3 protein-coding genes are annotated in these 4,416 nt (G+C 70.4%); 2 read left to right on the top strand and 1 reads right to left on the bottom strand.

The genetic code is table 11. The annotated features are described in order from the left end of the window. Both KBX53_RS23750 and KBX53_RS23755 read left to right on the top strand, forming a co-directional pair. Positions 1 to 1,525: ABC transporter ATP-binding protein (locus KBX53_RS23750; protein WP_210861731.1), on the top strand; the 1,525-nt coding region annotated here is incomplete at its 5' end. Then, the gene (locus KBX53_RS23755) at positions 1,522 to 2,055 is read left to right on the top strand and encodes a S26 family signal peptidase (protein ID WP_081883903.1); all 534 of its coding nucleotides are present in this window, start codon (positions 1,522 to 1,524) and stop codon (positions 2,053 to 2,055) included. The genes KBX53_RS23750 and KBX53_RS23755, both read left to right, overlap by 4 nt. Here the strand turns inward: KBX53_RS23755 and KBX53_RS23760 are convergent. Then, the coding region (locus KBX53_RS23760) for a tetratricopeptide repeat protein (protein WP_210861734.1) at positions 1,992 to 4,416 on the bottom strand (2,425 nt) is incomplete at its 5' end. The genes KBX53_RS23755 and KBX53_RS23760 overlap by 64 nt on opposite strands.

Genomic DNA, 4,416 nt, shown 5'->3' on the forward strand with positions numbered 1-4,416 from the left:
GGACCGCTTCGTCGGTCTTGACCGGTTCGAGGACCCCCAGTTCCTGGACCGACTCCGGCTCGCCCAGCAGACCGGTGGCAGCACCCCGAGCCAGGTCATGGACGGCGTCCTCGGCACCGCCCGTACGGCGATCACCGTCACCGGCTTCCTCGGGTCGCTCTACCTGTTCAGTCCGATGCTGGCCGTCCTGGTGCTGGCGTCGGCGGTGCCGATGCTCGCGACCGAGATGCTGTTGGCCCGCTATCGGGCCGGGATGCAGTGGCGGATCGGGCCGGCGGAGCGCCGCGAGTTCTTCTACAGCCAGTTGCTCTCCACCTCCGCGGCGGCGAAGGAGGTGCGACTGTTCGGCACGGGCGGCCATCTGCGGGGCCGGATGTTGGCCGACCGCCGGACGGTCAACCGGGCCAAGCACCTCAACGACCGCCGCGAGCTGGTGGCGCAGGTCGGCCTGGCGCTCGTGTCCGCGGTCGTCGCCGGCGTCGGTCTGCTGTGGGCGGTCCGCTCCGCGGCGGCCGGTCGAATCACCGTCGGTGAGGTCACCGTCTTCGTCGCGGCGGTCGCCGGCGTGCAGAACGCGTTGGCCACTCTGGCGGCGGAGATCGCCCGCGCGCACCACGCGTTGCTGATGTTCGACCACTACGTGGCGGTGACGACCAGTCCCCCGGATCTGCCCATCGCCCCGGTCGCCCGGCCGGTCGATCAGCTCAGGCGTGGCGTCGAGCTGCGCGACGTGTGGTTCCGGTACTCCCCCGAGTCGCCGTGGGTCCTGCGTGGGGTGAACCTTCGGATCCCGGCCGGTGCCACCCTCGCGGTCGTCGGGCTCAACGGTGCCGGCAAGTCAACGCTGGTGAAGTTGTTGTGCAGGTTCCACGACCCCACCCGTGGGCAGGTCCTCTGGGACGGGGTGGACATCCGCGAGGTCGACCCGGCCCAGCTGCGGCGCCGTATCGGCGCTGTCTTTCAGGACTACATGCACTACGACCTGACGGCAGCCGAGAACATCGCTCTGGGTGATCTCACCGCCCTGTCGGAGCGAGGACGGATCACCGCCGCCGCGCGTACCGCCGGCATCCACGACGTGCTGACCGCCCTGCCGCACGGTTACGACACCCTGCTGTCCCGGATCTTCTACCAGGAGTCCGACAAGCAGGACCCGACCACCGGTGTGGTCCTCTCGGGTGGCCAGTGGCAACGGCTCGCGCTTGCCCGCGCCTTCCTGCGTGACCGGCCGGACCTGCTGATCCTCGACGAACCCTCGGCCGGGCTCGACGCCGCAGCGGAGGACGAGATCCACCACCGCCTGCTGCGGTACCGCACGGGCCGGACCAGTGTGCTGATCTCCCACCGTCTGGGCACCCTCCGCGACGCCGACCTGATTGTCGTCATCGCCGACGGCCGGGTGACGGAACGTGGCACGCACGATTCCCTGATCGCGGCCGACGGCACGTACCGCCGGTTGTTCGATCTTCAGGCGTCCGGCTACGGCGGAAGCGCCGAAAGCGCGCTGACGACGGAGGCACGATGATCCAGGCTGCCACCTTCGGGACCCCGCTCGCTGAGGCGTCGAGGGCGTACGAGCTGTTGCTGATCGTCGGGTCGTTGGCTGCCTTGGCCGGCGCGGCCCTGCTCGGATGGCGCCTTCTGACACGTCGTCTCGTCGCGGTGACAGTGGACGGCGCCAGCATGGAGCCGACCTACCGGGACGGCGACCGGGTGCTGGTGCGGCGGGGCCGCCTGCCGGCCACCGGGCATGTGGTGGTCGTGGAGTATCCGTCAGTCGACGGCAAGTGGCCACTGCCGCCACTGCGCGACGGCGCCTCGGCAGCCGAGGTGGGCCGACGCCGATGGTTGATCAAGAGGGTGGCGGCGGCGCCTGGTGATCCGGTACCCCGTGACCGGGTGCCGGCGTTGGCTGAGGAGCGAGTCCCACCAGGCATGGTCGTACTCCTGGGCGACAATCCGGGATCGAGCTTCGACTCACGGCGAATCGGCTACTTCTCCGGGGAGCGGATACTGGGCGCGGTTCTCAACGCCCCTCGCTCGCCCTCACCATGACCCACGGCCGGCATCCTCGCCCGGGTGAGTTCCAGCTTGGCCCGTACCGCGTCGGCATCACCGGTGCGCAGCTCGCTCATGATCGCGTACGCCCGGCCCCAACTGTTCGCGGCGGCCGCCATGTCACCCAGGGCGTGGTGGCAGTCGCCCAGGTGGGCCAGGGCCTCGGCTTCCTTGAAGCGATGCCCGACGTTCAGGCACAGTGCCTGCTCGTAGCACTCGATGGCGATGCTGTACTCACCCAGGTGGTGATAGGCGTAGCCGAGGGTGTCCCAGGTGTTCACGGCCCCGGCGTCGTCGCCCAGTTCGGCGTGCAGCGACAGCGCCTGCCGGCAGTAACCGATGGCCTGCCGATAGTTGCCGACCTGCGCGTAGTCCCAGCCCACCGCGTTCAGTGCCCGGGCCTGCCCGCTGCGGTCGCCACCTCGTCTGAACAGGTCGAGCGCGACCTGGTCGTGGTGAGTCGCCGATCGTTGATCACCCTGCAACTCGTACAGCCAACCCAGGCTCAGGTGGTTGTACGCCTGACCGATGGGATCCGCGACGTCGGAGAGGTCGATCAGCGCTCGGTGCAGCTGGTCCCGCGCCTGCTCCAGTCGCCCGAGCCCGGCGAGCGCGTGGGAAAGTTCCCTGCGGCACTGGGCCTGCGCCGACCGGTCGTCGAGGCGGACCGCCGCCGACAGGGCCAGGGACTGGGTGGCCAGAACGTCGTGCCAGTAGCTGCCCCGGCCGAGATAGGTCGCCATCGCCCAGGCCAGCTGCGCGGCGTGCCGGTCGAGACCGGCGTGGGCGGCGCAACCGACCACGGCGATGAGCGTCTGGTGTTCCACGGTGAACCAGGCGAGGGGGTCGACCTCCGCCGGGTCTTCGGGCGTCACGCCCTCCTCCGGTGCGACCACCGCGACCGGTTGCCGGTACGGCATCAGCACCTTGTCCGCCGCGACGGCCGAATGCAGGTAGTGGTCCAGCAACCGGCGTCGCGCGGCCTGCCGTTCGGGTTCGTCCTCGCACAGTTCACCCGCGTAGGCGCGGAGCAGATCATGCAGGACGTACCGGCCCGGGACCCGCTCCCCCGTCAGGTGGGCACCGGTCAGTTCGACGAGCAGGGCGTTGGCCGTGCGCCGGCTCAGGCCGGCCAGGCTGGCCGCCGCGGCGGCGGTGAAATCCGGGCCGGGATGCAGGCCGAGCAGCCGGAACAGCCGAGCGGCCGCCGGGGTCAAGGCGCGATAGGACCAGGAGAACACCGCGCGTACGTCCACCGAAGAGTCGCTGTCGGTGAGTCTGTCCAGCACCCCGGCGCTGGCCAGATCACCGGCGAGGGACCGGAGGTCGAACTGGGGGTTGGCAGCGGCCCGGGCGGCGGCGATGGACAACGCCAGCGGGAGGCCCGCACAGAGCCGGGCAATCTCGAAGACGGCCTCGGGTTCCTGCCCGGCGCGGTCGATGCCGATTCGGTCCCTGACGAGTTGGGCCGCTTCCCCCTCATCGAGCAGGCCGAGGGTGAGCGGGTGGGCACCGTCGACCGCGATCAGTGATGACATCCGATTCCGGCTGGTCACCACTGTCACGCACGTGGCCGAGCCGGGAAGTAGCGGCCGGACCTGGTCGGCGCTGTGCGCGTTGTCGAGCATGATCAGGATCCGTCGGTCCCGCAACTGGGCCTGGTATCTGGCGACCAGTGCGTTGCGGTTGGTCGGAATCTGCTCCGGTGCCACACCGAGCGCCTCGAGAAAGGCGCGCAGCACCTCGGTCGGCGCCAGCGCCGCGGCAGTCGCGTCGAAGCCCCGGAGGTTGGCGTAGAGCTGCCCGTCGGAGAATCGAGGGGCCAGCCGGTGGGCCAGATGCACACTCGAACTGGTCTTGCCGACCCCTGCCGGACCCAGGACAAGCAGAATCGCCGGCCGCTGCTCGTCACGCTCGATCAGCCGGGCCTCCGCCGTGGACAGCTCCTGCGCACGGCCGACGAAAAACGGCAGGTCCGGAGGCAGCATCCGGGGCACCGTGGGCCGACCGGCCGAACCGCCGGCCGGTTGTCGCACCTCCCGCCGCAGGATGTCGCGCTGCAAGTCATGCAGCTCCGGTGCGTCGATGCCCCGGCGGCCCAGCAACGCCAAGCCGTCCCGGCACACCTCCGCCGCCTCGTCAGTGCGGCCGTCCCGGTAGAGGGTGAGAGCGAGCATGCAGCGCAGGCCCTCGTCGTACGGGTCAGCGGCCACCGCGCCGGTCAGGTCGCCCATCGCCTCGGCGTGCCGCCCCAACCCGTTGACCGCCTCCGCGTAGAGGAGCAGTGCCGCACGGTGAACTGCTCGAAGTCGTGCGACTTCGGCCAGGGCAAAGGGTTTGTCCGCGAGGTCAGCGAAG

Origin of the sequence: Micromonospora sp. M51, from assembly GCF_018070305.1 — a bacterium.
GTDB classification, from domain to species: domain Bacteria; phylum Actinomycetota; class Actinomycetes; order Mycobacteriales; family Micromonosporaceae; genus Micromonospora; species Micromonospora parva.